The sequence below is a fragment of the Tamlana crocina genome (assembly GCF_012037625.1).
The window spans coordinates 1-497 of record NZ_JAAVJS010000168.1 but is presented as its reverse complement, the minus strand read 5'-3'; the positions used below and the strand labels follow the sequence as shown (position 1 = coordinate 497).

The window sequence follows — 497 nt, the reverse complement described above, 5'->3', positions numbered from 1 at the left end:
AGAAAAAGAAGCGATCAAGATCCCGTCTTTCCTTGATGACAACCTGGATTTTGTAGCTAAAAGGGTCTTATACGACAATCTTGTTCTGGAAAACACTACCGGAAACCTCCGCATTGTGGATGAAACCGCCAGCCTAACCAACGTCTCCTCAAACATTTTCGGCGGAAATATCCTGCTCAACGGTAGCGTTTCTACAAAACAAGCAGTGCCTAATTTTACTATGCAACTTAATTTGAAGTCAATTGACATCGCCAGATCCTTTAACGATATGGAATTGCTAAGGAATCTTGCACCCATCGCACAGGCGCTTCAGGGGCAATTGACTACCAATATTGATCTGCGTGGAAACTTAAATGATGATCTCACTCCTCAATTGCAAACTCTTGCAGGTAACGCTCTTGCCGAGATCCTGGGAGCCCGCGTAAATCCGGAACAAACACCGTTACTGGCAAAACTGGATGAACGTCTCAATTTCGTAGACCTGAGTGATCTAAACC

General features: G+C 44.5%; 1 pseudogene. It reads left to right on the top strand.

From position 1 onward, the window contains the following. Window positions 1–497, top strand: a pseudogene (locus tag HC176_RS16155) (AsmA-like C-terminal region-containing protein); the annotation flags it as partial.